This window comes from Streptosporangium sp. NPDC049376, assembly GCF_044466505.1.
Classification (GTDB): domain Bacteria; phylum Actinomycetota; class Actinomycetes; order Streptosporangiales; family Streptosporangiaceae; genus Streptosporangium.
Genome location: NZ_JBITMT010000010.1, coordinates 123558 through 150343 on the forward strand (window position 1 = coordinate 123558; position 26786 = coordinate 150343).

20 protein-coding genes are annotated in these 26786 nt (G+C 69.1%); 5 read left to right on the plus strand and 15 right to left on the minus strand.

Going from position 1 to position 26786, the window contains the following annotated elements; genetic code table 11:
* Positions 1-34: 34 nt before the first annotated feature.
* Genes ACIBVQ_RS24660 through ACIBVQ_RS24670 form a run of 3 tightly spaced genes read right to left on the minus strand, consistent with a single transcriptional unit; the run spans position 35 to position 2663 of the window.
* Positions 35-967, minus strand: a complete 933-nt coding sequence (locus ACIBVQ_RS24660) for a carbohydrate kinase family protein (protein ID WP_399180203.1) — start codon at positions 965-967, stop codon at positions 35-37.
* Positions 964-1524, minus strand: a complete 561-nt coding sequence (locus ACIBVQ_RS24665; RefSeq protein WP_390046718.1) for a hypothetical protein — start codon at positions 1522-1524, stop codon at positions 964-966. The genes ACIBVQ_RS24660 and ACIBVQ_RS24665 overlap by 4 nt, the downstream gene beginning before the upstream one ends.
* A gap of 11 nt (positions 1525-1535) precedes the next feature.
* Entirely contained in the window at positions 1536-2663 is a 1128-nt protein-coding gene (locus tag ACIBVQ_RS24670; protein WP_399180205.1) for a hypothetical protein, read from the minus strand.
* A 319-nt stretch (positions 2664-2982) separates the two neighbouring features.
* Between ACIBVQ_RS24670 and ACIBVQ_RS24675 the strand changes: the two genes are divergently transcribed.
* Positions 2983-5976 carry a tetratricopeptide repeat protein gene (locus ACIBVQ_RS24675; protein WP_399180207.1) on the plus strand — a complete coding sequence of 998 codons (2994 nt, stop codon included), beginning with the start codon at positions 2983-2985 and terminating at the stop codon, positions 5974-5976.
* A 511-nt stretch (positions 5977-6487) separates the two neighbouring features.
* Here ACIBVQ_RS24675 and ACIBVQ_RS24680 read toward each other — a convergent pair.
* From ACIBVQ_RS24680 to ACIBVQ_RS24715, 8 genes are read right to left on the minus strand one after another with little or no spacing between them, the layout of a single operon-like run.
* Positions 6488-6955: an NUDIX hydrolase gene (locus tag ACIBVQ_RS24680; protein WP_399180209.1), complete on the minus strand. Its 468-nt coding sequence runs from the start codon at positions 6953-6955 to the stop codon at positions 6488-6490.
* Between the two features lie 14 nt (positions 6956-6969).
* A complete protein-coding gene (locus ACIBVQ_RS24685) occupies positions 6970-8589 on the minus strand; it encodes a carbamoyltransferase (RefSeq protein WP_399180211.1) in 1620 nt (539 codons plus the stop codon).
* Positions 8586-9428, minus strand: a complete 843-nt coding sequence (locus ACIBVQ_RS24690) for a hypothetical protein (protein ID WP_399180213.1) — start codon at positions 9426-9428, stop codon at positions 8586-8588. The genes ACIBVQ_RS24685 and ACIBVQ_RS24690 overlap by 4 nt, the downstream gene beginning before the upstream one ends.
* The gene (locus ACIBVQ_RS24695; RefSeq protein ID WP_399180215.1) at positions 9419-10429 is read right to left on the minus strand and encodes a Gfo/Idh/MocA family protein; all 1011 of its coding nucleotides are present in this window, start codon (positions 10427-10429) and stop codon (positions 9419-9421) included. Before ACIBVQ_RS24695 ends, ACIBVQ_RS24690 begins: the two co-directional genes overlap by 10 nt.
* 29 nt (positions 10430-10458) lie before the next feature.
* The gene (locus ACIBVQ_RS24700; RefSeq protein ID WP_352014415.1) at positions 10459-11517 is read right to left on the minus strand and encodes a Gfo/Idh/MocA family oxidoreductase; all 1059 of its coding nucleotides are present in this window, start codon (positions 11515-11517) and stop codon (positions 10459-10461) included.
* Complete coding sequence (locus ACIBVQ_RS24705) at positions 11514-12401, minus strand: sugar phosphate isomerase/epimerase family protein (RefSeq protein WP_399180218.1); 888 nt, start codon at positions 12399-12401, stop codon at positions 11514-11516. Before ACIBVQ_RS24705 ends, ACIBVQ_RS24700 begins: the two co-directional genes overlap by 4 nt.
* Before the next feature lie 12 nt (positions 12402-12413).
* The gene (locus ACIBVQ_RS24710; protein ID WP_352014417.1) at positions 12414-13652 is read right to left on the minus strand and encodes a methionine adenosyltransferase; all 1239 of its coding nucleotides are present in this window, start codon (positions 13650-13652) and stop codon (positions 12414-12416) included.
* A gap of 4 nt (positions 13653-13656) precedes the next feature.
* Positions 13657-14661, minus strand: coding sequence for a glycosyltransferase family 2 protein (locus ACIBVQ_RS24715; protein ID WP_399180220.1), 1005 nt, complete (start codon positions 14659-14661; stop codon positions 13657-13659).
* Positions 14662-14786: 125 nt separating this feature from the next.
* On the opposite strand from ACIBVQ_RS24715, the gene ACIBVQ_RS24720 reads away from it, so the two are divergent.
* Positions 14787-16145 carry a hypothetical protein gene (locus tag ACIBVQ_RS24720; RefSeq protein WP_399180222.1) on the plus strand — a complete coding sequence of 453 codons (1359 nt, stop codon included), beginning with the start codon at positions 14787-14789 and terminating at the stop codon, positions 16143-16145.
* 49 nt (positions 16146-16194) lie between these two features.
* Here the strand turns inward: ACIBVQ_RS24720 and ACIBVQ_RS24725 are convergent, their stop codons facing one another.
* Positions 16195-16929 (minus strand): nuclease-related domain-containing protein, encoded by a 735-nt coding sequence (locus ACIBVQ_RS24725; RefSeq protein ID WP_399180224.1) that lies wholly within the window; start codon positions 16927-16929, stop codon positions 16195-16197.
* A 713-nt stretch (positions 16930-17642) separates the two neighbouring features.
* On the opposite strand from ACIBVQ_RS24725, the gene fusA reads away from it, so the two are divergent.
* Both fusA and ACIBVQ_RS24735 read left to right on the plus strand, forming a co-directional pair.
* The gene (fusA, locus tag ACIBVQ_RS24730) at positions 17643-19688 is read left to right on the plus strand and encodes an elongation factor G (RefSeq protein WP_399180226.1); all 2046 of its coding nucleotides are present in this window, start codon (positions 17643-17645) and stop codon (positions 19686-19688) included.
* Between the two features lie 406 nt (positions 19689-20094).
* Positions 20095-22986, plus strand: a complete 2892-nt coding sequence (locus ACIBVQ_RS24735) for a DUF6493 family protein (RefSeq protein WP_399180228.1) — start codon at positions 20095-20097, stop codon at positions 22984-22986.
* Positions 22987-23132: 146 nt separating this feature from the next.
* Here ACIBVQ_RS24735 and ACIBVQ_RS24740 read toward each other — a convergent pair whose 3' ends face one another.
* Together ACIBVQ_RS24740 and ACIBVQ_RS24745 are read right to left on the minus strand one after the other, a co-directional pair.
* Positions 23133-24374, minus strand: coding sequence for an MFS transporter (locus ACIBVQ_RS24740; protein ID WP_399180230.1), 1242 nt, complete (start codon positions 24372-24374; stop codon positions 23133-23135).
* A complete protein-coding gene (locus tag ACIBVQ_RS24745; RefSeq protein WP_362913567.1) occupies positions 24371-24850 on the minus strand; it encodes a GNAT family N-acetyltransferase in 480 nt (159 codons plus the stop codon). The genes ACIBVQ_RS24740 and ACIBVQ_RS24745 overlap by 4 nt, the downstream gene beginning before the upstream one ends.
* 26 nt (positions 24851-24876) lie before the next feature.
* On the opposite strand from ACIBVQ_RS24745, the gene ACIBVQ_RS24750 reads away from it, so the two are divergent.
* Positions 24877-25590: a CGNR zinc finger domain-containing protein gene (locus ACIBVQ_RS24750; protein ID WP_399180232.1), complete on the plus strand. Its 714-nt coding sequence runs from the start codon at positions 24877-24879 to the stop codon at positions 25588-25590.
* On the opposite strand, the gene ACIBVQ_RS24755 is transcribed toward ACIBVQ_RS24750, so the two are convergent.
* Entirely contained in the window at positions 25551-26573 is a 1023-nt protein-coding gene (locus ACIBVQ_RS24755; RefSeq protein WP_399180234.1) for a ParB N-terminal domain-containing protein, read from the minus strand. The two genes, ACIBVQ_RS24750 and ACIBVQ_RS24755, sit on opposite strands and share 40 nt — an antisense overlap.
* Between the last annotated feature and the right edge of the window lie 213 nt (positions 26574-26786).

Sequence of the window (26786 nt, forward strand, 5' to 3'; positions counted from 1 at the left end):
GCCCAGACAGGCAACGCTACGGCGCGCGATGAGTTCAGCTGTCCCAGCGTCCGACGACAGTGTTGGGCGTGTGGACGGCGTCAAGGGCTGACAGTTCGTCGAGGGTCAGTGACGCGGTGACCGACGCTGGAGCACCGACCTTCCAGCCCGCGTGCACCACCGCCAGCCGTAATGCCCGAACCGGATCCTCCGCCTCACACCAGAAGTGCAGGAACGTGGCGAACAGTGCGTCGCCCGCCCCGGTGGTGTTGACGACTCCACGAGGCGCGACCGCCTCCACCCGGACGAGCGTTCCCTCCCTGGTGGCCAGCAGCGCCCCCCGGGCTCCCAGACCGACCCCCGCCAACCGGCAGCGCGGGTAGCGGGCGAACAGCCGCCGCACCCACACCTCGGGCGGGTCGGGGAGCCGTTCGTCACTGCAGAAGACGACCGTCGCCGCGTCGAGCCACGGCCGGTTGTACTCCCCGTCGAGGTCGGAGACGAGGTGGAGATCCACAGCGATGGGGACGCCGAGCCGGGAGGCAGGTTCGACCAGCTCACGGACGAATTTCGTGTTCGTCAGGACCAGCAGGTCGGCGCCGTGGGCATTCGCCGCAAGCAGGTTCACGGGATAGGGGACGGTGTTCACCGGCGTCAGATGGGGAAGCCCCATCCGGCGGCCGTCCGGACCGACGAGCGCCACCCCCACCGACGACTCGGCCCCCTCGACGATCCCAGGGCCGAGCAGGCCGTTCCTGCCGAGCTCGGCCGCTATGCCGAGGCCGGGCAGGTCACGGCCAAGGACGGTGCACAGGCGGACGTCGTCCCCCAGGGTTCTGAGGATCTGCGCGATGTGCCCGGCCGCCCCGGAGACCCCGGTGGCGATCCACCGGGGAGACGAGGTGGAGGCGTACCGTACCGGGAACTCCGTCACCCCCACCGACATGTAGAGACTGACCGCGCCCGCGACCACGATCCGGCGTGTCACGCCGCCTCCTCTCCCGTACGGACACACGCCCGTCCGGTCGTCTCAAGTGCTTCGATCCGTCCCACGTACCGGCCGAAGAACACCGAGTCCGTGGTCAGGGCGTCGAGCGGCATCCCGGCGGCGCGCCAGCCGTACAGGAAGGAGCCGCAGAGCGCGGGACGCGCGCTTCCTGCGATCGTGACGAGCCGTCCGTCGCGCAGCGCGGCCAGGCAGCCGGGCGGACGCGCGCCGACCGCGACCTCGCAACCCGGGTAGCGGCCGAGGATCTCGCCTCCCGGCTGCGGGGTCACGAGCACGTCGGCCACCTCGTACCAGTCCCGGTCCGCCCGCTCGTCGAGACGGGCCACAACGTGCGTGCCGTCGAAGATCCTGGTGCCTCGGGGCGTGCCGCGCCTGAGGGTTCCTCGGCCGGGGGTGAGGAGCATGACGTGGGTCTCACGGACCGACGTCACCATGAGTGCCGATGTCCCCTGGCGCGGTATGGCAACGCCGCGCCGTTCGACCGTGGGCAGGTGCCCCACCCTGAACAGCTGGGCTGTGACGAACCTGTTGGTCATGGCCGTTCTCCTCACGCGGCGAGCCGGGGAGCCGGCACCGCCGGGGTCGCGTGGACGTGCTCGGGCCGTCGTAAGCCCAGTAAGCGGTAGATGAGACGGCGCATGTTCTGGTCGAAACGGCCCGGCTCCGAGGTGATCAGCTCGGTGACCGCCTGGTAGCGGTCGGGCCGCATCTCCTTGGCCGCCCGGTCGAGCTGGGCACGCAGCGAACCACGCCGGGAGACCCGGGGGGCGACGGCCGCCAGCTTGGCGAGACCGGAGGCCGGGTCGACGTCCGCGTTCGGGAACCCGGCCAGCATGACGGGCTTACCGGTGACGGCGCCGTACAGGGTGACCGAGCCGTGGTCGCCGATGATCCAGTCGGCGGCGGCGAGGACCGCGCGCCAGTCGACGTCGGGCGGGATCAGGCTCAGCCCGTTCCTCAGCTCGTCGGCGAGCCAGGCCCGCACCTGCCAGATGCCGTGCCCGAACCAGACGTTGGGGTGGAAGAGCACCGCGACGCGGAACTCCTCGCGCGGCAGTTCGGCCAGCAGGCGCGGCAGCAGGTCGGAGTGCCTGCCGAACAGCGACTGCTGCCCCCAGGTCGAGGTGACCACGACCAGCTTCTGACCCGGACCGACCTTCAGCGCCTGCCGGTAGAGGTCGCGGTGCGGCAGGCTGGCCACCAGCAGGTCGTGGGAGGAGTCGCCGACGACCGCCGCGACGGGAAGCGCCTGCGGGCACGTGCGGGCCAGCCGCCCGAGTTCGATCTCGTGCGGCAGGATGATCGCCGCGGGCAGCACGACGCCGTCGCGCATCAACCGCTGAGCGTCAAGTCCGTACGGCGCGCGGTCCTCCGCCCTGGCCCCGTCCCTGGCGGGAACCAGCTTGTTGAAACCCGCGCCGTGCGGCATGACGGCCAGCGGCGCGTGGATCTCGTGGATCGATCCAAGGCTCGCGGCCAGGGCGAGGTCGAACACCTGGTGTGGGACCTGCGCCCAGGGGAGGGAGGCGCCCCCCAGGCCGCTGATGAACTCATCGACCCCGGCGTTGAAGATGTCCGGAGCCTTGGTGAAGACGACCTGGATCCCCAGGTTCGACTCCAGCAGACGGGCCGTGTCCAGCAGCCGCTGCCCCGCGGTCACGGTGTGGACGGCCACCAGGACCGTCTTGTGGACTCTGCGCGTCGCCCATCGACGGGAATCGAGCCCAACTGCCACCCTGTTCCATTCGACCATTCTCCTGCCCCACCTCTTGGATTCGTCCGGCCTTCGGCAGTGGGCAAAGCCCACTAACCGGAGCGTCACCCCCGAACCTTGCGGAACCCCTTGCGGTCTCCTTGTCGGAACCCTGCGCCGTCTCATAGGACCTCGCTGTGAATGACGTGAGATACAGAAGTGACATCACGGCCCTGGATCCGCTCCAATTTCGATGAAAAAATCTCACGTAGATGCTGACGCCCTAGGAAAAGGGGCTCGAATGGAATTCCGTATTCTCGGTCCAGTCGAGTTATGGTCCAGCGGGCAACGCCACGACCTGGGACAGGCCAAAACACGTCTCGTTTTGGCCATCCTCCTCATGACTCCGGGACGACCGGTAACCGTGGAGTCGCTCGTCCACAAGGTGTGGGGTGACGGCCCGCCCCCCAAGGCCAGAGACAGCCTGTACAGCCACGTCGCCCGGCTGAGAGGCTCCCTCAACGGCACCGTTCACCTGCGGCGACATGCCGGGGCCTACCTCCTTGAGACCGACCCGGAGAACATCGACTACCACCGGTTCCTGAAACTCCGCGCACAGGCCAGGGAAAGCGAGACGACCGAACATGCCCTGCGCCTCTATCGCGAGGCGGACGCGCTCCACCGGGGAGAGGCACTGACGGGCCTGACGGGATCATGGGCCGAACAAACCCGGGAGAAAATCGAAGGAGAAGTGCTCGACAGCAGGATCGAACGCATCGAACTCGAAATTCAGCACGGCCAAAAACCCGAAGACAGTGCGGAACTCGTTGAGCTGGTCAACAAATTTCCGTTCCGCGAGAAGCTCGTGGAGCTTCACATGCGGAGGCTCTGCCACGAAGGAAGGCCGACGGAGGCGCTCAACGCCTACAACCGGGCGCGCCAGGAACTCCGTGAACTCGGCACGGAACCCAACCCGGCGTTACAGGAACTGCATCTGCGCGTCCTCAAGAACGACCCCACATTATTGCCCGCGCCCAGAAAAGAGGCTGCTCCGAACACCCTGCCCCGGGACAAGCAGACCTTCACCGGCCGCACCGCGGAGCTGGACCAACTCGTCGGTTTCCAGGCCCGGCGGGACACGGTCACCGTGCTGGCGATCGACGGCATGGCAGGGGTCGGCAAGACGGCACTGGCCGTACATCTGGCGCACCGGCTCACCGGCGACTATCCGGACGGGCAGCTCTACCTCGACCTGCACGGCCACGACGCCCAGAACGACGCGATGGACCCGGCGACCGCCCTTGACCGGCTCCTGCGAGATCTCGGCATTCCCGGCAAGCTCGTACCGAACGGTCTGGACGGCCGGGCCGCGATGTGGCGGGCCGAGTTGGCCCGCCGCAAGGTGCTCATCCTCCTCGACAACGCCGCCCGGCACGACCAAATCAGCGACCTTCTTCCTGGGACGCCCGGCAGCCTCGTCGTGATCACCAGCAGACGGCGGCTTGCCGGACTCGACGACGTCCACTCCCTCTCGCTGAACGTCCTGCCGCCCGAGGACGGCGCCGTACTCCTGCGTCGCGTCGCCGGTCCAGGGCGTGCCTTCCAGGAAGAAGGAGTCGCCTCAGTCGTACGGCTCTGTGGTCACCTTCCCCTGGCGATTCAACTGGTCGGCAGTCGGCTCAAGAACAGGGCCGCCTGGGACGCGGCCGACATCGCGGAACTGCTCAGCAGGACTCGACGAAGACTTCCAGCCATCAAGGCTGGGAACCGCGAAATCACTGCTGCCTTCGAACTGTCCTTCCACGCTCTTGACGAACGCCTGAAGCAGGCGTTCTGGCGGCTCGGCCTGCACCCCGGCGCAGACCTCACCCCCGAGAGCGCGTCGGCACTGTTGGACACGAGCCTCACCGAGACCGAGGAGATCCTCGACGAATTCGTCGATCACCATCTAATCGACGAACCCCGCAAGGGCCGTTACCGATTCCACGATCTCATCCGTGAGTACGCCCTCCTGCTGTCGGACCGCGAACCGGAGGCGTCCCGCACCGAAGTCCTCGGCCGAGCCTTCGACCACTACCTCCTCACAGCGGACGCAGCCGACCGTCTCCTCTACCCCTACCGCGCCCGCGACCCGATCGAGGTTCCTGGCTCGTCGCCCAGGGTGGTCGAATTCAGCGACACCGACCAGGCTCACTCCTGGCTGGAAGCCGAACTGAACAACCTGGTCCTTGTCGCCCACCATGCCACCGGCCACGGATGGGCCAAACACGCCGCCCTACTCGCATACGTACTCAGCCGTCACCTGGACCTGTGGGGACACTGGATCGAGGGGGCCACCCTCCACGAGCGGGCGATGGTGACTTGGCACGAGCTGGATGACCGTCCAGGCCTGGCTCGTGCCATGACCGACCTCAGCGTGGCCAGGTGGCAGACCGGCCAATACGACGAGGCGCTTCATCTGGCAACCGAGGCGTTAGAGATCCAACGAACTGCAGCAGACCAGAAGGCGGTCAGCTACTTACTCGACCACATTGGCCTAGTGCACTGGCGTCACTCCGAGTTCGACGTCGCCTTCGGCTACTTCAATCAGGCTTTATCACTGCGCAGAGCGATTGGGGACCGTCATGGCCAGGCAGACAGCCTCAACCACATCGCTTTCATCCACAGTCACCGAGGAAACCATCTCTGGGCCGCCGAATGTCTGTGGGAAGCGTTCGGCATGTGTCAGGAGGATGCTGACCTGCGTGGCCAGCAAGTCACGATGAACAACATTGGCGACGTCGAGATAAGTCTCGGTCACTATGATAAAGCGCTACGCCACTACCAGCAGGCGGCTTCCTTCGACCCGCACATGGGCCCGCAGAGCGAGGCAATCTGGCTCAACAACGTTGCCAACGCCTACCAGGGCATGGGGCGCTACACAGACGCCCTTGAATTCTACCGAAAATCCTTCAAGGGGTACCAGAGAATCGGCGACCGAGGGCACGAAGCCGGCATCCTAAACGACATCGGAAGTTGTTATATGCGGATGGGAAGAAGCCGGGAGGCACTCATCCATCACCAGAAGGCCGCGAACATATCGATCGAGATATCAGACCACTATCAGGAAATTGTTTCCCTTCGCAGCATCGGCACAATATATCGGAACACAAAAAAGCATGAAATCGCCCTAAGATTCTTCAAGAAAGCTCTCGATCTGGCTCGTAGCATCGGCGAAATTCATCAGGAAGCAAGAATCCTCGATGAGATGGGATCCACACTCACCCCCGCGAGAGAGACGAAACAGGCAGAGTGACGCCAGTAACATATCCCCACGCCTACAAAGGCATCTAGACTCATCGAAACAGGCCACCCGGAACCCCATTCGGCAATCATAGAAACCCACTCGGCCGCACCAGCCGTAACCGGCACTCAGACCCACCGGGCAGACCAGATCAGCCTTGAAGCAAGCAGACCTTCCCTGTATCGTTCCAGTCGAGCCATAGCAGACCCAAAATCGGTCAGTTGGACATGAACCCTTCGCCTTGTGCAGATAACACTCTCCACAGAAAGCATCGAGTACGATAGGAACGCGGCAACAGAAGCCGACAGCTATCCCTCGATGTAAAGGACACCGGGTTCACCATGCCCTTTTCTGTCACTTTGTTGACGGCCGTCAAAGACGTCTTCATGACCTACATCATGAAGAATTTCGATCTTGCCGCTCTCATTATACAGAGCCTTTCTTAAGCAGCGGAAAGCGCGATCCACAGATAGAGCAATGGGCGTGGCCCGCAGCCACGGACGCGCACAGGCCTATGCAAGCGTCAGAGCCTCATCCTGGAAGAACCGGCCGAGGGACCGTCAGCAAGGAAATGGCCGATCAACCTTGTAAGTTCTACCGGGTAGACCGTCTGGTCGGTGGCATTCAGATCCTCCAGCGTCCACCATTTCCAAGCCAGGATGCCGTCGGTCTGCGTGGCGCGGGCAGGATCGACATGGTCGGCTGAGAGGCGGACGACGAAGTAGCGCTCGACCTGCCGAACGGTCTCTCCCTGAACCAGGTGCTCCTTGCTGCGGGTGGCGATCTGCGGGCCAAGCTCCACATCTGCGACGCCGAGTTCCTCGCCGAGTTCCCTGCGAACGGCAGCCTGATAGTCCTCTCCCGGGTCGAGCGCTCCTCCGGGGGTCGCCCAGAAAACCTTGCCGCCCTCGTCGTAGCGGAGCAGCAGGACACGGTCGTTCTCGTCCAGGACGACGGCGCGGGCGGCCTCTCGGATTCTCGGAGTGCTCATCTCTCCATCCTCCTTCAGAGCTTCTCCACCAGGTATTCGCCCAGGCACAAGGCGTCCAGGTCGCTCGCCTGGAATGTCGCGAGCGCGTCGGCCGGGGTCTCCACGATCGGTTCACGGTCGTTGAAGCTGGTGTTCAGCACGACGGGCACGCCGGTGAGTGCCCCGAAGCGTTCGATGAGCGCGGCGAAACGTGGAGAGGCTGCAGGGTCGACGGTCTGAACGCGGGCGGTTCCGTCAACATGAACCACACCGGGGATCCGGCTCCTGGCGCCGTAGCGGACGGCGGGTGCGAGCAGCATGAACGGGGACGGGCCGTCCAGGTCGAACCAACGGGAGGCGTCGGCGGTGAGAACGGCGGGGGCGAACGGCCGGAAGGGTTCGCGATGCTTGATCCGATCGTTCAGCGCGTCCCTGCCCGCGATGCCGCGTGGGTCGGCCAGAATCGAGCGGTTGCCCAGCGCCCGAGGACCGAGTTCGCTACCGCCCTGGAACCAGCCGACCAGACGTCCGTCGACGAGCATCTGCGCGGCGCAGGTGGCGATGTCGCTCTCCCAGCGCCAGGTGAAGGGGACGAAGCGGCGCTCGACAAGCCCTGAGCGAGTATCACGGTTCAGCGCGAGCTCGATCTCCTCGCCGGAGTAGAAACGGCCGAAGGAATCCACAGTCAATGAGCGGCGAGGTAGTTCGCCGGTGAGCTGGTGCAGGCCGTACAGGGCGTTGCCAAGAGCTTGGCCACGGTCGGAGGCCGGGGGCGGGACGAACAGGCCGCTCACCTCGGGCAGGCGGCGAATCCTGTCGTTGGCGACGCAGTTGAGCGCGACTCCACCGGCCATGCACACCTCACTCACCCCGGTGACCGAGATGACAGCCTGGATGAGCGCGCACAGTACCTGCTCCACCTGGTCTTGGAGGTAGGCCGCGGCGTCGATGCCACGCGGGTGGTCACCCCGGCTGCCGGGCGGACCGAAGTCGAAACCGGTCGTCGCGGCGAGTGCGGCCACGCCTCGGGCATGCGTGCTCTCCAGTCGTCCGTAGACGCGGGTGTCGTGGAGGTCGAACAGCGGCGCGAGGTAGGCGGTCGGGTCGCCGTAGGCGGCCAGAGCCATGGTCTTTCCTGCCTCCTGAGGGTGCCAGCCGAGATGCTCGGTGAAGGCCTCGTAGGCAGCGCCGATCCCACCGTGGCGGCCCCGGTTGGAGTCGTTGCCGCCGAGTCGCTCGATGCCGTCCGGGCCTGCCAGGTAGAAGGTCTCGGTATCGGCGTGGTTGCCGGCGCCGTCAGCGATCAGCACGGTGGCCACGTCGTACGGACCCAGGCAGTAGGCGGTGTAGGCGTGGGAGAGGTGGTGGTCGAGAACGCGGATTCGCTCCTCCTCGACGCCGAGGTGTGCCAGCCCGGTATCGGACGGGACGGCCGGAGTACGGCCGACGTTGCTGATCACGACCAGATCGATGTCGTCGAGACGTAGTCCGGCGGCGCGCAGACAGTACAACAAAGCTGCCTGCCAGCCGGGACTGTAGCGGGTGCGGTTGAGGCGCTCCTCGCCGATCGCGATCATCACATCGGGGGTGACCAGAGCGGTGCCGCCATCGTGCCCGAGGTTGATGCCCACCGCGCACGGTGTCTTCCTGCTCATGAGCCTGTCTCCGTGAACTGGCTGGACCCGAGGGGATTCCAGACGAAGGTGTGGTCGCCGACCTGGTGCAGGGCGGCGAGTTGGAACATCTGCATCAGCCCGCCCCTGTAGGCGAAGGCCGTGGTGACAGGGCTACCGAGAACAGCGGCTCCACCTGCGGCGTTGTAGGCGATGGCGAAGGCGTCGGCGATGAGCGGGCGGGAACTTACCGACCACCCCTCCGACGAAACCCCGGACAAGGCCAGCTCGACGGCCACCATCTCCTGGATGGCCCCTGGGGTGAGTGAACTGGTGTCGATGATCAGTGGCGGTCGAGGGCAGAGTTCGGGCGCGTGTTCGCGGTAGAACATGTCCATCCGCTCCAGCAGCTCCGGTTCGTACCACTGTTGCCAGCGTGGATGGGAGGCGCGTCCACCGCGACGGTTCAGGCTGTCGGTCACCCCGACCTGGAGAATCACCGTGCGCATGTCGGCGGGCAGCACCGGTGCGATGCGCTGTCGGTGGTAGTCCAAGGCCTTGGCGTAGGGGAACGCGTCGGGATGACGGGTGGCGAAGCAGTAGGCCAGCACGCCGAGGTGGTTGCGATCCAGCAGTACGGCTTCGACGTCGTGTTCCTCAGCACAGGCCGACAGGGCGGCGGAGCGTAGTCGTTCCGATCGCAGATACCACAGGGTGTGAGCCGCGGTGCCCGGGTGGACGGGAGCCTTCGTACCGCTGACGAGTTTGACGTTGGGTTCGGAGAAGAACACGCACCGGTCGCCGAGCCTCGGGACGAGAGCGGCGAGCAGGCTGGTTTTGCCCGCACCGGGTGGTCCTTCGAAGGCTAATGTCACAGGCATCGGGGTTGGTCTCCTTCGGTGGCGGGGATGTCGATCCACGCTCCGTCGGCCTGAGCTGAGATCGCCGCAGCTTGAGCCAGGGCCAGGGTGCGAAGGTGATCACCGGCGTGGTGGGGTGGGAGCCGGTCCTCGGCGAGAGCCTCCGCGAACGCGGTGTAGGCGGTCAGGATCCCGTCGGGCACCCATTCGCCGGGAGGCGTGCGCGAGATGGTCTTCCCCGAGGCGGTGTGCAGGGTCGCGGTGGTGTAGGTGAGATGGGCGTCGGCCCTGGTGCCGTTGACGAACCAGTTGCTCGCCCACGCCGCTACCGAACGGGTCGCGTCGTACAAAGCCAGAGAAGCGACCAGCGGTGGCTCGTCGAACCGCAGCATGACCGTGTAGGCCAGTGGGCAGAGCGCGCTCTGCCCTGGGACACGGGCGGTGCGAGCGGTGACGGCGACCGGGTCGCGCCCTGTGTGCCACCGGACCAGATCCAGGTAGTGAAGGCCGTGATCGACAAACAGGTAGTCGGGGTGATCGGTGTACCAGTTGCGTTCGTCCTCGCCGAAGTGGTGCACGTGGGCCAGGTGCACGATCTCCCCAAGGCGACCGTCCGTGATCCACTCGGTGAGCACCCGTTGGGGCGGTGCCCAGCGCAGATTGTGATTGACCGCGATCGGCACCCCTGCGGTCGCCGCCTGCTCGACGATCGTGGTGGCTTCCTCCAGGGTGTAGGCCAGAGGTTTCTGGACCAGGAGCGGCTTGCCGTACGGCAGCAGCGAGGCGATCAGTTCTGTGCGGCCGGTCGGCGGAGTCGTGATGTCGATGAGATCGACGTCCGGGTCGGCGGCCAGCTCGGTCGCGCTCGCGTGGACGCGCGGCGGAGTACCCGGCCAGGTGGCGGCCAAAGCACGGGCCGATGTTCCGGTGCTGCTGCATATGGCGACCAGGGGGACGTCACCGGCGGCGTAGGCGGGCAAGTGACCGGTGCGGGCGATCCGGCCCGCACCGATCAGACCCACCTGCGGCTGTGTCCCGAGCCTCTGTCGTGTCATACGATGAGCCGCCTCTCTACACAATTCGAAACGGAGGCGAGCACGGCCAGCTCCAGGGCAAGCCGCTCGACCCGCTCCGCCAGCTCGGCGCTGTCCGTCCGCTGCCAAGAAGGCTCGGCTCCGAGGACGGGAAGACCGTGAGCGCGGCGCAGGCGGACGTCGATGCCACCCCACATCGAGGCGAACACCCGGTGCGCCTGCCGTTCTCCACTCCCTGACAGCCCCGCCAGGTACGGCGGGGCGAACGTGAGGGTCTCCGTCCGGTCTCCGACGTCGAGGTAGATCTCGTCGCGGTAGATCCCGGCCGATGCACCGGTGATGATCATGGTGAACACGGCGCCACCCCCATGGATGAGGGCGTGGAGCGTCCCCACCCCGGGGGTGGTGACGCAGGCGAGTGCCGTGAGCTTGGGACAGATCACCGTCAGAGCGGTGAGCTGGTGATACCCCTGCCACAGCAGTACCTGCAGGACTCGGGCCCGGTGCCCGTCCAGTCCGGACGGCAGGAGCGGCGCCGGATCGGCGTCGAAGGTGTACGGCGTGAAGCCAGCCGGGAGGAAGTCTGCTCTGGTGGTCTGATCGGCTCCGTCGGCCTTGATGAGCACGCCACCGTTGATCTTCCCTGCCGAAATCGTCTCCAGCAGCGTGTGCAGAGACGGGTCGTAGGCCCGCATCGCGCCTACCTCCAGCAGCAGTCCCGCCTGAAGTGCTCGGCGACGCAGCTCTTCGGTACGTGTGACGTCCAAGCTGAGGGGCTTCTCGGTGAAGACGTGTTTCCCCTGCTTCAGGGCCAGCTCGACCAACGGTTCGTGCACGCCGGTCAGAACCAGAAGCATGTCGGCCTCGTCCAGCACTTCGGTCGCGTCGGCGGCGAAGTGCGGTACGGCGAAGCGACGCGCCGCCTCCCAGGCCCGGCTCACCTCACGGTCGGCGACGGCCACCACCTCGAACGCCGGATGGGCGGTGAGGAGCGGCAGGTGTATCCCGAACGCCGCTCCACCACATCCCACGATCGCCAGCTTCCATCTCCGGCTCTCACCGGTTCTCGTACTCACGCGGTGTCCACGATTGCTCGGGCCGTCACGTAGGCGCGGGTGGCGATCTCGCTTTCCGGCAGCAGCCGCAACTCGGGGTTGAACAGCTCGACCGACAGCGGCCCGCCGTACTCCGCAGCTGCGAGCGCCTCGGTGAACGTCGTCCAGTCCAGGGCTCCCTCACCGGGGAACAGCCGCATCTCGTCGGTCCACCGGTCCGGCGACAGACCGGCCGGAACGTCGGCGAGCTGTACATGCTCGATGCGCAACGGCGCCAGTCCGGTCAGGTGTCCGGGATCGGCGCCGGTGGCGGCCCAGTGGAAGGAGTCCACGCACACACCCACGTCGTCGCGGCCGACGCGCTCCAGGAGTTCGGCCAGGTGGGGCAGGGTGGCGGCGACCTCGTGCGGCCCTTCCAGGCAGGGGTCCAGACCGGCGCGAACTCCGACGGCCTCGACGGCCAGCCGTACTCCGTAGTGGGCGGCCACCTCGGCCAGACCTCGCAGCCGCTTCACCGCGATCGCGCCGGCTGACTGCGGATCGTCGCCGGTGCGCGGGTTGAGCAGTACGGTGGCGACCCGGCAGCCGATCATCTGGAACGCGGCGAGCCGTTCGGGCAGGTCGGCCAGTGTCGCGACGTAGGCGTCATCGGTGAGCAGCAGTGGGGCGGGCAGTACCGGTCCGGCGGGGATGATGCCGCTGGCTGCCGCCACGCTCAGGCCGAGTGCGCTCAGAAGCGTGGCGACCTTCTCCGGCCCGTAGGCGACGACCTGCTGGATCGACAGTTCCACGGTGTGGAAGGAGGTCACCGCGGCCAGGCACAGGAAGTCCTCCAGGTCCAGTCCGGTGACGGTGGCCGGGTTCAGGCAGGGCTCCAGTGGAGGTCGGGTGGGACGAGAAGTCATGGGTTCGCTCTTTCACGCGGTGGGGAGCGCGCCGTCCAGCAGCGCGGTACGGATGTCGTCCAGGTCGCCCATCACGGCCGTCACCGTCTTGCGGGTCAGGTCCGGATCGATGCGTTCGTCACCGGAGGCCTGCACCAGGACCTGCCAGGGGTCCTCAAGGTCACGCCCCGACTGGGAGACCAGGGCAACCGCGTACGTTCTGCCGGTCTCCTCGTGCAGTTTCGCCGCGACCCGCTGTGCGGCCAGGTTGTAGAGCTTGCCGACGTGGTAGACGGAGTTCTTGCCCGAGACGCCCTCCATGGACATCGGGCGCAACATCGAGATCAGTCCATTGGCGCGGTTGCCGCGGCCGACCACGCCCTCGTCTCCCGACTCGATTGAGGAGCCGATCGCGGTGAGGTACAGCTCGCGGCGAGTGTCGTCGTCCCGGGTGTTGACGGCCACGTGCACCTGGTGGTCGGGGGCCAGTTCTGCGGCGAGGTCGGTGATCAGCTCTCTGGCCTGGTTCCGGTGGGCGACGTAGGTGTCCAGGTCAGGGGTGTGCGCGGCGATCTGCGGGACGCACGCGGTGATGTTCAGCCGTACTCCGGTGCGTACGATCATGAGCTTGACGTCCGTCCCGAACTGCGGGTGCCCGGTGGTGAACTCCGCGGACGTCAGCAGGGGCTCGATGGTCAACGCGAGTTGTTCGGCCAGACCGAGCGGGGCGTACCCGACACCTGCGGAGGTGTCGTTGGCGAACATCCGCTTCAGCTCGGGAAGGTCCTCCAGGCCGCGCGGCGCGAACCAGAACCGGCGTCCCGCCTGCTGGTCGTCGGTCGGCCCGGTGACGGCCCCGGGGCTGGACGCCTGTGACATGCGGGAGCGGATGACCAGATCGGTCTCCGCGTTCAACAGCGGCAGGGCGCGACCGAGGAATTCCGTCGTGGCGGTGGTGATGATCTCTTCGACCGGGATGATGTGGTCGCCGAGGGCGGGGGTGAGCCGTCCGTTGACCAGGGCGACGATCGGCTCGGTGAGGCGCCCGTGCCCGAAGCCGACCTCGGCCGCTCCGCCGAGCAGGGCGGTCTTGTCGGTGTTGTGGTGCAGGATCGCACCGAAGTGCTCCAGACAGTAGGCGCTGTAGTGCCGGGAGACCGCCTCGGCGACACCGTCGGCGAGTGTGTCAGGGTGTCCGGCCCCCTTACGTTCGACGAGCTCCATGTTGAGCTGGTCGGCACCGGTCAGACCGGTCGCGGTGACGAGATTCATGACGTCAGCACTCCTTGGATCGGTGGAGAAGACGAATACGTTCGGCGTGGTAGGCGCCGATGCGGACCAGGTCCCGCATACCGCGCACCGCGCTCGCGCGGTCGAGGAACCCCCACCCCATGACGAGGGCTTCGAAAGCCAGGGCCAGGGCCTGCCTGTCCGCTTGGATCGCTGCGAGGTGCACGCGCACGCTGGAGTGCATCCGCGCCACGCAGACGCCGTGGCAGATCCCCTGGATGAGGAACCAGCGGGCGGTGGTCTGTTCACGGCCGACGGGATGAGTGACGACGGCAGCCGGCTCGATCACCACCTTCAGGCCTTGCTGGGCGGCGCGGTCGACCCATTCCAGGTCCTCGCAGTCCAGCGGCAGTCGGCCGCGTCGTCCCAGGTCGGTCCGGAAGGGCCCGACCTGCAACGCGGCCGCGCGTTCGACGAGCATGTTGGCCGTGGTGATCCAGTACGGCCAGCCGTGTCCGGTGCGCTGCTGTGGCCACTCCGGCGGACCGTGGCACTCACACAACGGCAGAGCGGCGGCGTCCCGCAGCGGCACGACGCTCCCTTCGGGATAGACGGTTTCCGTACGGCCGCCCACGATCGAGGCTCCTTCCTCCTCGGCCGCGTCGACCAGGATGGTGAGCCAGTAAAGGTCTGGGATGACGTCGGGATCGGTGAACGCGACGAAGCGTCCCCGCGCGGTGAGGATGCCCCGGTTGCGTCCCCGGCTGAGTCCGGCCCGTGGCTCCCTGACCACTCGCACGGGGAAGGGCCAGCTGCCGGAGGCGGCGAGGTCCACCGAGCCTTGCCGCCAGAGCGGGTCGTTGTCGACCAGCACGACCTCCAGCCGTTCGAGGGGAAATCTCTGCTCGGCGAGCGCGGCCAGGAGACCCCGCACTCGGAGCGCGTTCCCCCGAACTGAGGTCACCAGCGACACCAGGGGCTGCCGCTCACGCATCGTCGTCCCGCCCTTCACCATCTGTTCGGACCCGGTGAACGCCATGAGAGCAAGCACGCTCGGTACCTGGCTACGAACAAGGTGTTGCCCGGCTGTTGCCGATGGCCCCGGAGGAAGACGTTCAGCGAGTACGGTGAACGAGCAGGGACCAGCCGTGGTGGGTCGTGGTGAGGAGCCGCGCAATGGGAAGTGAGTCCTACCGGCACCCGCTGGCCGCACTTCGTGCCCAGCTGAGCCTGTCCGCCAGCGAGTACCTGACTCTGCTCGATCGGCGACATCGCGAACTCGGCTACGGGGCCATGGCCACTCGCAGAGAGAAGGTCGCCCGCTGGGAATCAGGAGTGTGCGCGCCCGAACCGACCGCCCAACTGGCCATCGCCAGCCTGCACGGCATCGCCGAACAGGCTGTACACGAACTCGGTTGGCCTGACTGGCTTCTGCTCACCTTTCCCGACGATCGAACAGCCCTTGGCGCCCCCTGGACCCGGGAAGGTACCGTGGCTTCAATGGCCGCTTCCAGGCGGGGAGGATCCGTGGACCGTCGAGGATTCCTGATAGCCACCGGAGCGACGCTGGGTGGCATCGTCACGCAGTGGAGCGAGTCGTTCGACCAGCTGCCCACCGCCCCGACCGGGCGGCGAACCCTCACCGGCGACATGGTCACCCGCTTGGAGCAACGCCTCGACGACCTACGTCACCTCGACGACGTCCTTGGCGGCGGCGAACTCCGCCAGATTGCCACCGCGGAGTTCCAGCTGATCAGTTCCCTGGCCGACAGGGCGGCCTACACCTCCCAGACGGGACGTCGTCTGTTCACGACCGTCTCGGAGGCCGCCCGTATCTGCGGCTGGCAGTACTTCGACGCGGGCCGGCAGGCCGCGGCGCAGAAGTACTTCATCACCGCGTTGCGGGCCTCGGCCACCGCCGGAGACCCGGAGGCCGGTGCGCACGTCCTGTCCTTCATGGCGATTCAGACCTACTCCGTAGGTAACCCGCAGGACGCCGTTGACCTCGTCCAGGCCGCCCAGAACCAGACCGGGCAGCGCTGTACCACTCCCCGGGTCCGCTCGATGCTCCACGCACGGGCGGCCCGCGCCCTGTCCAAGACCCCCCATGGCCGCAACGCCTGCACCCACGAGTTGTCCCTGGCCCGCGAGACCTTCGCACGCGGGGCGCACGACGACGATCCGCCGTGGATCTACTGGATGACCGAGGGCGAGATCGAGATGCTCGCCGGATCGTGCGCCCTCGACCTGGGCGACCCCCGGCAGGCGTTGCGGTTCTTCGAGGCCGCCCGCGCCGCGGAGTACTCCGCCGACGGCTACGTCCGGGACAACGCCCTCTACCTCACCCGCGCCGCCGAAGCCCACCTCGCCCTCGGCGAGATCGAAGAGGCTTGTACAGCTGCGCGGCAGGCCTTCGAGCAGAGCAGCGGCGTGGACTCGACCCGTCCCTCCGGAGCGATCACCGACCTCCGCAAACGCCTGAAGCCACACCGTTCCACACCCGTCGTCCGGGATTTCCTCGAACTCACGGCGTGACCACACCCGGCTGTGCGACCTGCCCGATTGAGGTCGCTGTGGGCGGAGGTCAGGTGGTGTACGGCGGGAGCAGGCGTTCGGCGGTCGCGCTCACTTCGGCGATTTCCGCCGCGCTCAGTGTCGCCGGTTGCCTGGTGATCCAGCCACGCACCTGAGAGGCGCGCAGCAGCGGCACGCCGGACGCCTTCGCCACCCGCAGCAACGGCATGTCGGCTCCGTGGACGGCCACTACGGGGACGACGATGACGCGACGCCCAAGTTCCCGGGTAAGGGTGTCGGCCACCCGCCCCGCCTCGTAGAGCACGGGCCTGACGATCTGCCCGCCGGAGGCGCCGCCGACCCTGACCGACCGTCCGCGCCGGACCAGCCGCTTTCCCCGGTGCCAGTTCTTGGTGTCCACCACGAAGACGCCCGTCTTCCCGATCACCAGATGGTCGACGTTGGCCCGGCCGCTGGGCAGGGCCCGGTCGTGGAGCACGGTGTATCCGTGCCGTCCCAGAGGACGCAGCATCCTGGCGGTACGCCGTTCGCCGATCGCCCCTTTGCGCCAGGTTCGTACGGCCTCGTGCCGACGCCAGCGGTACACCGTGTCGGCGGTCCCGACCACAACGGCGACCAGCAGGGCCGTCGGCCAGTTCCACAGCCACCACACCGCGATCGCGCTCACCAGCACGAGCCCCGCCCGCAGCGCCAGCCGCCGAGTCCGCCCCTCGGCGAGCTTCGCCCGGTACTGCGCATACGCCGAGGCACCCGCACCAGCCGTACCGGATGGGCGGAAGAACATGAAACAACCTCCGGGGGAAGAACATCAATGCATACCCCAGAAATGTATAACGATCATCAACAATAGTTGAATACGGTTTTCGGTGCGCCCATATTCATATATCCGAAAATCAAATCCCAACGTCTGACGCCTCTCCCCAGAAGAGGACCGTTGTTCGAGTCGCAGGAACATCGGTTGCAACGGGCCTCCGAGGGTCTTCAACGCGACGTTCCCGACGTTCCGTCGGCGATCGACGGTCCATCCAGCTCGTCATCACCGCCTACGAAGCTGGGCTGGTACGGCCCGGCTGGAGGGTTTGACGGCATCCGTCGGGGACACTCCCCGAGCGCATCGCCGGACGCGGGACCGGGATGCTCTACGCCCCGCCGGGAAAAACCGGTTTTCCGTCTGAACCGGCTTCAATACACTCGCCACGAACGGCGCACCGGGCGTTGTGACGAGAGAGGGGCCAGTCGTGCGACACAGCACCGCTGCGATCGTCCCCCCGTCACGACACGAGGTGATCCTGGTGTCTTCGTCGTCCCGGTGTCCGCTGCGCGGCTGACACCGGATGACCTCCTGACGACCATCTGATCCCTGTCCGGCGCCGAAGTCGCCGGCCGGGTCTCTCCCGATGCGGTCACCCCGCACGAGGACTCCCCATGGCCCGGTCCCGGGCCGTTTCGTCAGGCGATCGCGCTGTCCTGTCCGGACCCCGAGAAGGGCCGTAGGCCGTGCGTACCGACCAGTTGAACAACGTCCGCAACCTGGGCATCCTCGCCCACGTCGACGCCGGGAAGACCACCGTCACCGAACGGATCCTGTACGTCACCGGCACCACCCACAAACGTGGCGAGGTGCACGACGGGACGACCGTCACCGACTTCGACCCCCAGGAGCGCGATCGCGGGATCACCATCTTCGCCGCGGCGGTGAGCTGCGTCTGGGACGGTCACCGGATCAACCTGCTCGACACCCCGGGCCACGTCGACTTCTCCGACGAGGTGGAGCGCTCGCTGCGGGTGCTCGACGGCGCGATCGCGGTCTTCGACGGCGTCGCGGGAGTCGAACCGCAGAGCGAGGCGGTGTGGCGGCGGGCCGACCGGCACGGGGTGCCGCGGATCGCCTTCGTCAACAAGCTGGACCGCGCCGGGGCCGACCTCGACACGGCCGTCGAGTCGATCCGCGCCCGGCTGCACGGGACCCCGCTGGTGGTCCAGCTGCCGATCGGGCGGGAGGACACGTTCACCGGGGTGGTGGACCTGCCGCGGATGCGGGCGCTGCTCTGGGACGACGACGGCGCGTTCACGGAGGGTCCGGTGCCGGAGCCCCTGCTGGAGGAGGCGCTCCGGCGTCGCCGGCTGCTGGAGGAGACGGTGGCCGAACTGCATCCCGTCGCGCTGGAGGAGTTCTGCGCGGAGTCGGCGATCTCCGCGCAAACCCTCACCTCCGTGCTGCGCGACCTGACCCGTACCGGTGAGGGCGTCGTGGTGGTGTGCGGATCGGCCTACCGCGACCGGGGGATCGAGCCGCTGCTGGACGCCGCCGTGGCCTACCTGCCCTCCCCGCTGGACGTGCCCGCGGTACGCGGCGTCCAGGACGGCTCGCCGCAGGAGCGCGCCGCCGACCCGGCGGCGCCGTTCTCCGCTCTGGTGTTCAAGGTGAACGCGACCGCCACCGGGCGGCTGACGTATGTGCGTGTGTACTCGGGAACCGTACGGAAGGGGGACACGGTGCTGGACGCGGGAACGGGACGCACCGAGCGGATCGGCCGGATCCTGCGGGTGCGGGCCGACCGGCACACCGAGGTGGACCGGGCGGTGGCCGGGGACATCGTCGCGGTGGTCGGGTTGAAGACGTCCCGCACCGGAACCACCCTGTGCGCTCCCTCGGCTCCGTTGCTCCTCGAACCGCCGGCCGCGACCGACCCGGTGGTCTCCGTCGCGGTCGAGGCGCGCGGGGGCGGCGACGCCGACCGGTTGGCGACGGCTCTGGCGCGGCTGGTCGAGGAGGATCCCTCGCTGACCGTCAGGACCGACGCCGAGACCGGTCAGACGGTGCTCTCCGGGATGGGCGAGCTGCACCTGGAGGTCGCGGTCGAGAAGATCCGTCGCGCCAACGGGCTGGAGGTCGGTGTGGGCCGGCCGCAGGTCGCCCACCGGGAGACGGTCGCCTCAGGGGTGTCCGGGCTGCTGTACCGGCACGTCAAGCAGGACGGGGGCGCCGGTCAGTTCGCCCACGTCGTCCTCGACGTGGGTCCCCTGGAGGCCGGTTTCGAGTTCCACTCGACCGTCACCGGTGGACGGGTTCCCCGGGAGTACGTCCGGGCGGTGGAGGCCGGTTGCCGGGACGCCCTGGCCGACGGCCCTCTCGGCGGTCATCCGGTGACGGGTCTGCGGGTCACGCTCACCGACGGGGCCACCCACCCCAAGGACTCCTCCGAGCTCGCGTTCCGGGCGGCCGGGCGGCTCGCGCTGCGGGAGGCCCTGCGCGCCTGCCGGATGGTGCTGCTGGAACCGGTGGTCGAGGTCACGGTCGTCGTGCCCGGTGAAACCGCGGGCGGGGTGCTCGGCGACCTGGCGGCACGGCGTGGCCGGATCCTGGACACGAGCGCGAGGACGGACACGGTGGTGATCACCGCGACCGTTCCGCTGGCCGAGGTGTTCGGATACGCGACCCGGCTGCGCGGCCGGACCCAGGGCCGGGGGACCTTCACCACCCGGACCGCGGGCTACGCCCCGGTGCCGGGCGTGGCCTCCGCCGGGGAACCGTCCCGGTAGGACCTGACAACGGCCCCACCCGCGTCCGCGCGGGCGGGGCCCAGGCGCCCCGTTCGGCGTCGTAACCCGCGTGCGCGGGAGGACCCTGCGGGTGTCCCAGGAGGCCGGGCCACACGACGCCTCACCCGCGTGCGCGCAGGAGGGCCCTTGGGGCGACGGCTCCCATGTGCGCATACGTTTTGTCGGTGACGATCCCTAATGTCCCGCGCATGACAAGTGCGACGTGGGCGTACGGCTACGCCGCGCCTCCCAAGCCGGTTGAGGGTCGTCCGGAACGGCCGGCCTCCGGCTACGTCGTGTCGAGCGCGTGGGAGACCGAACCGCCGGGAACGCGCCGCACGCCGACTCACCGACGTGGTTTCTCCGGGTGTGCGCGGACCACCAGGATCGTCGTGGAGGGGGCCCGGTGACCACCTGGCAGGAGGTACGCGACCTCGTCGTCGCGCGCAGGGTCAAGGCACTGGTCGGCCGCGTGGCCGTACTGACCGAGGCCGAGCGGGCCGAAGTGGCTCGTCGGCTGCCGGAGCTCCTGGCGGAGCTGCGGGAGAACGCCGAGCGGAAGACCCGTGAGGACTGGCGGGCCCGCCTCCTGGCCGACTACGGCGCGGAGGACGACTGGCCCTCCTGGTTGCGGTCCTCCGCGCAGACGGCCGCCCGTTCGGCGGGGCGCGACGGGCTCGCCGAGTTCGGGACGCCGCTGCGGATCGTCGGCGCGGGCACGATCTCGGGCCCCGCCGCGGCGGTCGCCTGGCTGGCCCGCCGCGAGTTCGCCCCTCGATGGGCGGCGGCGCCGCCCCCGGCAGAGCTGGTCCGCACGCTGGCCACCCGTCCCGCTGCCTGGCAGGCCGACGTGGCGGTCCGGCTCGCCAGGAAGATCCGTACGGCGGACGACCACGTCATCCCGCTGGCGCTGGCGCTGCTGCGGACGTGTGGCGTCGAGCCGCCCAGGCACGACCCGCTCGTGCTCGCCTGGCTCTCCGCCGGGACGGTTGAGGACGACCCGCTGACGGACACGCTGCTTCCCCGGATCTTCGAGGCGGAGGGGGTGGGCCGCGCCCTGCGAGAGGAGCGGCTGACCCCCGCCCCCACCCTGTGGCTCGCCCGGATCCAGTGGCTCCTCAAGGCCGGGAAGGTCTCACGTGAGGAGTTCCTCGACGGCTGTCTGAGCCGTTTCCTGCGGGGTGGCGACGCCGTTGACCTGCGGTTCTTCGTACGGTTGCACGAACTCCTCGCGCCGGAGCCGCACGAGGCCGCCGCCCGGGCGCGTGACTACCTGCGGCTGTTGCCCACCGCTCCCAGCGCGGTCGCCACGCTGGCGCTCGCCCAGGTCCGCCGTACCGGCCCGCACGACGCGGCCGACGTCGCCGAGGCGATCGACGCGCTGGTCTTCCGGCCCGAGGCGAAGCTGGCCGACGCGGGCCTGCGCTGGCTCGACGAGGAGGTACGGCGGGCGCCCGAGCTGGCCGGGGAGACGGCGTCGGCGCTGGCCACGGCGTTCGCGCACACCTCCTACCAGGTGCAGCGGCGCGCGGCCCGGATCGCCGTCAAGCGCGCCGCCGCGTTCGGGGGCGGGGCCGCGACGATCACCGACGCCGTTCCGTCGCTGCCCGCCGACCTCGGCGCGCAGGTGGCGGCGGTTTTCGGTGGCGAGATCGCGGGGGCGGAGACGCCCGAAGCGTTCGCCCCAGCGGCGTTGCCCGCCGTCGAGGAGCCCGACCCCTTCCCCGCCCCCTCGCTGGACGACCCCCACGGCGGCTGGGTGGGGTGCGAGCGGTGGCTGGCCGCCTTCGTCGGGCAGGCCGGGGGTGACCGTACGGCCCTGCGCGAGCGGCTGGCGGCCTTCTCCCCCCTGGACGACGGGACGGGACCGTGGCTCGACGCCTCCTCCTGGATCACCGCCCTCGCCAGGGAGGTCCTCGCCTCCGGGAGCGACCCCGGGGTGCCGGATCCCGCACCGGCCGATCCCCTGGCCGGTACGGGCTTCTCGGTGACGCACGCCGCCGCCGACGAGGACGAGTCCCTGCCCAGGGACTGGCGGGATGAGATCTTCCGCCGGGTCGCGGAGCTCGGGGTCTTCGCGCAGAGGCTGCTCATGCCCTCGCCGGACCGGGCCGAACCGCGCTTCGGCCTGAGCCTTCTCCCAGCGAAGTACCGCACGCGGAACCGGTTGCCCGACCCCCGGAACGTCTCGGGGCCGCACATGTTCCTGCTGCGCCGGTTCGCTGAGCTGTACGGCGCGCTGCGGAAGGGCGCGCTGCCGCCCGTTCTGCTGGCGACGCCCACGTCGATGACCGGGCATCTCGCGCCCGACGTGCTGGTCGAACGGCTGGAGGTCTGCGCGGCGGCAGGGGTCGAACCGCTGCCCGCCGACCTGTGGCAGGCGTTGCTGCGGCTGCCGAGGGGGCGCCACGCCGAGGCGGCGGAGCGTGCCGCGCGGGTCGGGTCGCGGGCGGCGGCGGCCGTCGCCGCCTGGTTGGCCGGGGGCGGCCTGCCCGACCCCGAGACAGGCGTGAAGTGGGGATACGTCAGGAACGCGCGTGAGCGCGTCTTCGACGACGACGAGCTGACGCGCTCCCCGAACATCCGGCTGATACCGGTGCTGCGCGCCGAGCCGACCGGGCACGACCTCGTCGACGAACTGCTCGGCGAGCCGCCGCGGTGGTACCGGGAGGGGCACGGCCAGGCCATGGAGTGGTGGCCCGCGATCCTGCCGTCGCACCGGGAGGTCGTCGCCGTCAACTACCTGCCCCACCTGCTCTACCAGTGGGACCGTCCGGGGGTGTACCCGCCGCATCTCGTGGCCCTGACCCAGGCGGACGGCCCCGCCGGGGAGGCGACCGCGCTCGTCCTGGCCTACTTCCTGGCCGCCGAACGCCCGAAGGCCGTACAGGCGTTGCTGCGGATGGCGGCCAGGGGGGATCTGCCCGGTGCGGCGGTCGGCCGTCAGCTGGCGTACCTGATCCGCCGCGCCTGGTTCGAGACCCGTCCGGTGCTGGCCGCCCTCACCGAGGCCGTCCACCAGGGCGCGCACAGGCAGGTCTGGGAGATCCTCAGGACCATGACGCCGATGCTGTTGCCGGGCAAGGGGGAACGGCCGACCGTCGTCCACTCCGAGCTGGTGGCCCTCACCGCCGACGTGGCGTCCTGGACCGGGGCCAAGGGTGAGATCCCGGAGGTCGCGTCCCACGCGGCGCGGGGCGGCAGGAGCCGTTTCGTCCGTGAGTGCACCCGGCTGCGCGACCTGCTGGCCCCCGAGAAGACCGAGAAGACCGGGAAGGCCGGGAAAGGGGCCGGCTGATGTACGGAGGTCGCGCCCGGCGTCGCCGTCACCGGGTCGGTCCCGGCCATGCGCCTGGGACGCGTGCGGCGACGCGTCGGGCCTCCTCGCTCCGGCATGCGCTCACCAACGGCCGGATCCGCCGGTTCCGGCCGCCAGAAAGACCGTCAGTGACCTGAGACCTCGTTCGTGTCCTGCTCTCGTACGGCTTCCGCCGGGCCGTACCGTCGGGGCCGGTGGCGTCCGGAGGCCGTGGCCGGCAGGGTGACGGCGGTCAGCGCGGACAGCAGCAGCCAGGGCGCCGTGAAGCCGCCGGTCAGGTCCTTGACCAGGCCGAGGGCGGGCGGCGCCAGGACGACGGCGATCTGGTTGGCGGCCATGGCCGCGCCGAGGACGAAGCCCGTCCTGCCCGGGGGCGCCGATTCGGCCACGTGGGCGACCCATGGGCCGTACCAGCCGATTCCGAAGAAGCCGAGCCAGACGAACACCAGGCAGGCCGCCACGGGCGAACGCCCCACCGGGGTGGCCAGCGCCGACATCCCCACGGTCACGGCGGCCACGCAGGTCAGGACGCAGGTGTGACGTCCGGATCGGCCTCGGTCGCTCCAGGCCGCCAGACAGACGCGACCGGCGACCCCCGCCCCCTGGACCGCCACCAGGACCAGGGCCGCCGGGCCCGCTTCGAGGGCCGTCACCTCGTGGAGGTACAGCGCGGTCAGGACGCCGATCCCGCTGTGCACCGAGACCAGGCTCATCCCGGAAACAACGGTCCTCACCATGGCCGGTTCGCGGAGCGCCCGTGACCGCGATCCGAGCGAGCCGCCCGGAGGACCGGGGAGGGGCCGCACGGGCGGCCTGCGGTAGAGGGCCACGAAGGCGACGGCGCCCAGCAGCGCGACGAGCGCACCGGCCGTGAGCGCCGCCCGCAGGCCGAGTTCGGCGGCGAGGGCGGGCAGCGTGGCCGCGGCGAGCACGCCGCCCAGCGGCAGGCCCGCCTGGCGGATTCCCATCGCCAGCCCCCGCTGGGACGTGTCGAACCAGGACGCCACCGACTTGCTGCCACCGGGCTGGACGGTGCTGTATCCGGCGCCGACGACCAGCAGGACGAGGAGCAGGGACTCATACGTCCGCGTCGTGCCACCCACCCCCAGGCTCACGGCGACGACGCAGGCGCCCGCCCCGACGACCCAGCGCTCGTCGTGGCGGTCCAGCAGCTCCCCGGCGACCAGCAGCCCGACCAGGGGGGCCAGTTGCGCCGCCGAGAGCAGCAGGCCGAGCTGGGCCGTGCTCAGGCCGAGGTCACGTTGCAGGTGGACGCCCATCGCCCCGATGCCCTGCACGAAGAATCCTGAGGCGGCCTGGGTGAAGGTGGCGACGCCGAGGACGACCCACCGGTACCGCTCCCTCACGGGCGCCAGCACAGCGCGGGGTCGGGATGGTCGAAGAAGCCGAGTTCCCGGTAGAGCGGCTCGCCCTCGCGGGAGCCGTACAGGTCGACCCGGACGGCGTCGCTCTCCCTGAACCAGTCGAGCAGGCCCCGCATGATCGCGCGGCTGTGGCCACGTCGGCGATACGCCGGATCGGTGACCACGCCGATCACGTGTCCGATGCGGCCGTTGCGCGAGTGCGGGCCGGGAAACCACTGCTCGACGGTGCCGATGCCGCAGGCGGCGAGGCCTTCGTGGCCGTCCACGACGAGGATTCGCGCGTCGTCCCGCGTCAGTTTCTCCTTCAGGACCGCGGCGAGGGCCGTCCGCCATTCGTCGCCCGCCGACGAGGGGTTGAAGAAGTCTCCGCCGAGGTCCCCGAACAGCAGCGCCCGCAGGCGGACGAGTTCAGCGATGTCGTCCTGGGACGCCTGGCGCACGCCGGTGTGATGTGTCATATGGACAAGGGTGATGTAATGGTCTTATGCACCTCAACCCTTACGGCGGAGACGCCGTGAACCTCGCCGCGGATCTGGCCAACCGGCGCCCGGCGACCGCCGAGGAGCTCGCGGACCGCTGCGAGGCCGCCGGACTCGTGCTGGAACACCCGGTCACACCGCAGGATGTGGACCGCGTCCACGCCGTACTCGACGCGTGGGAGAAGGTCGTCGACGCCGCCGACGAGCACGAACGCGCCGAACTGGTCAACCGCATGCTGGCCGGGTCCGCCGCCTACCCACGGCTGACCGACCACGCGGGCAGCGGCTGGCACCTGCACTACCGCGACGACCAGCGGTCGCTCGGCGCCGTGCTGTTCGCGCTCATCTCCGTGGGCACCGCGCTGCATCTGGTCGGGCGGGGAATGCACCGGCTCCGGCGGTGCGCCGTGGCCGAGTGCGTCACGGTCTTCGCCGACACCTCCCGTACCGGGCGGCAGCGTTACTGCTCCCAGCGGTGCGCCAACCGTGACGCGGTTCGCCGGCACCGCGCGGGCCGCGCCGCCGAGAGCACCACCGGGGACGCCACCGAGGGCACCGTTGGGAGCGCCACCGAAGGCGCCACCGAGGGCACCGTTGGGGGCACAACCGAGGGCGCCGTCCTACGGGAGCCCGTACGCGTCCCCCTCGACCGGCACGCCCAGGACCGGCGGGAGTCCGGTCAGCTTTCCCGGGGTCTGGACCGCACCGTCCGCCGCTGAAGGTTCTCGGCGAACCTCTCCCACACGGCGGCGTTCTCCATGGCCACCTGGCAGACCAGGCCGACGCAGTACTCCGGGACGACGCCGACCAGCCACTCCGAGGACTGGGCGAGCGCGGCGTTGGCGCTGAGCAGACGGAGGAGGTGCCGGCCGCGTTCCGCGGACCGGAGGGAGGGGTCCTTCATCAGGATGTTCAGGGGCGACCTCCGGCGCTGGTCGCGCCCGGGTTCGGACGCCGAAGGCCGACGCGACCCGGGCGGCGTCCTCTCCGGCGCCCGCGGGCGCAGCGCCCTCGGCAGGGGGTCCTCCCCGCGTCGCAGCCGGTCGCGGACGTCCCGCACCGTGCCCGGTGAGATCCCCACCTGCTGCGCGATCCTCCGCAGGGAGGCCTGCGGCTCCTTGACGATCAGTTCGGCGGCGCGCATCCGGCCGGCGGAGCCGTCCAGCGGGCGTGTCCGGCCGTCACGCCCCAGCCGGGCCTTCGGCTGCGCGTCCTGCGGGAGTACGGTGCGGCGGATGTCCGCCACCTTCCGCGCGGACAGGCCTGAGATCCTGGCTATCGCCCTGTCCGACCAGTGTGGGTGCGAGCGGAGGATACGGGCCGCCGCCGCGACGCGGTCCCCCGTGGAGAGCGGGAGGCCGTGCGCCGTGTTCTCCTTGACGGCCACCACGAAGGCGTCGTGTTCGTCGCCTTCGAAGAACCGCACACGAATGGTCTCCTCACCGCGTACGACCGCCGCCTGTAGCCGGTGCATCCCGTCGATGACCCGCATGGTCTCCCGGTGCACGATCACCGGAGGCAACGTGTCCTCCGTACCGGAGAGCATGCGTATGTGCTGGGCGTTCTCCCCGAGGCGCCGTGGGGAGTCAGCGGGAAGCAGCGAGCCGACGGGGACCGTCTCAACCGCGGAAAGCTCGGGCTGATAGCCCTCTCTCGTGTGGGCGCCGTCTGACGACGACGTCTCTCCGGCCTGAACAGCCAATTCTCTTCTCCCTCGGCGAAGGGTGCCCTTTCTCCGTTCCTGGACCAGGTCGTCCGACACGCCGATCACGCGTTCCGGTGTCGCGCGCTCCGAAAGAAGGAATGCCCCACCACCGCTTTACCGATATCTCGTTTCCGCGGGCGTCACGGCCGATAAATCGCCGACGGCCGTACTCTTCTCATGGAATACCGCCACAGAGGCGCCGACCGGTCG